Source organism: Alkalibacterium subtropicum, assembly GCF_900112455.1.
In the GTDB taxonomy this organism is placed as follows: Bacteria; Bacillota; Bacilli; order Lactobacillales; family Carnobacteriaceae_A; genus Alkalibacterium; species Alkalibacterium subtropicum.
Genome location: NZ_FOLT01000031.1, coordinates 1 through 1,496, shown reverse-complemented (window position 1 = coordinate 1,496; position 1,496 = coordinate 1). Strand labels below are relative to the sequence as shown.

Here is a 1,496-nt window from a genome sequence, read left to right as displayed (position 1 = left end):
ACAAAAAACATTATGATTGCTTCACAATCTAAACCACGACAGAAAAAATGTTTTGTTCTATAATCGAATCAGGAAACACTAATCCGATCTCTTAATGGGTTTTGCCGAACCTGTACAAAAAACTGGATGACCGTCTTATCTTTTGCGATAAGCCGAATACATCATTGAATGTGGAAATAAAATTACAACATTTTATAAGATGGTCTGTTTCCTAATTTATGGATGGAGGTTATGGTCATGGAAGTAATGATTGAAACATGTTGTGGTATCGATGTGCATCAGAAAACCATCGTCTGTTGTATTTTGGATGGTCCTTTAGATACAAACCGACCCAAAAAAATCCAGAAAACATTTGGCACCCGCACGGGTGAACTGCGACAGGCCCTTCAGTGGCTGGAAGAGCATCACGTCACTGATATCTTTATGGAAAGTACGGGGCAATACTGGGTGCCCGTGTTTAATATTTTTTCCGAAGGAACAGGCCAGTTGGTTTTAGCTAATCCCCAGCACATTAAGAATGTGCCCGGGCGTAAAACAGATATGAAAGACGCCGAATGGATCGCGCAACTCGGTCGTTGCGGCTTGATTCAATCGTCTTACATTCCTGCACCTGAAGTCATGGAACTGCGTCTGATGACACGCCGTCGGCTGTCTTATACCCAGAAACGAACACAGGCCAAGAATGAATTGCATAATATCCTCCAACGTTCCAATATCAAACTGACAGGTTACTTGTCTGACATTTTTTCCAAAACAGGACAAGCCTTGCTTCAGCTCTTTATTAACGGTGAAGTGTTGAGCTTGGACTCTGTCAGTGCCTGTATGCACGGGAAAGTTAAAGCCTCTCCCGAAGATATCCTTCGCGCAATGGACGGAAAACTGTCCGTTACTGATCGGCAGTTACTCGAGGATTCGCTAGATGAATACCGTTTCTACAATGACAAGATCCGCCAGATCGAAGGCCATATCCGTAAGTATATCCTGGTTCATTTTCCGGAGGAATATGGCTTGCTTTTAACGATTCCTGGGGTAAAAGAACAGGGTGCCGCTGTTATCTTAGCTGAAATTGGTCCAAATACAGAGGCCTTCAAAACAGTCGGTCACCTTGCTTCATGGGCAGGACTATCTCCGGGATCGAATGAAAGTGCGGGAAAAAATAAATCGTCGCGAACAACCCCGGGAAACAAATATTTAAAGACCACACTTGTTTCCAGTGGCGGCATCGCCGGTCGATCGAAAGATTTTGCTTTTCGATCAGTGTACTACCGTATCTCTAGTAGAGGATCTAAAATGAAGGCTGTGATGGCCTGTGGTCACAAGTTACTTCGAATCATTTATAAAATCTTAACCGATAAAGTTCCGTATAACGAAAAAAGAGCACTAGGTCTGCGGCAACAGCATCTAGCACTCAATTAAAAAAATAAATTTTATCTGTATTTATTATAACATGGAGCGTGTTTTTTTGCGCTTTTTTGCACTATTATTTTCAAATAAAA

The 1,496-nt window shown here is 42.1% G+C and carries 1 protein-coding gene; it reads left to right on the top strand.

What is annotated here, in order from left to right; translation table 11 throughout:
• Positions 1-237: 237 nt before the first annotated feature.
• Positions 238-1,416 carry an IS110 family RNA-guided transposase gene (locus BM049_RS11700; protein ID WP_177188715.1) on the top strand — a complete coding sequence of 393 codons (1,179 nt, stop codon included), beginning with the start codon at positions 238-240 and terminating at the stop codon, positions 1,414-1,416.
• Positions 1,417-1,496 lie beyond the last annotated feature (80 nt).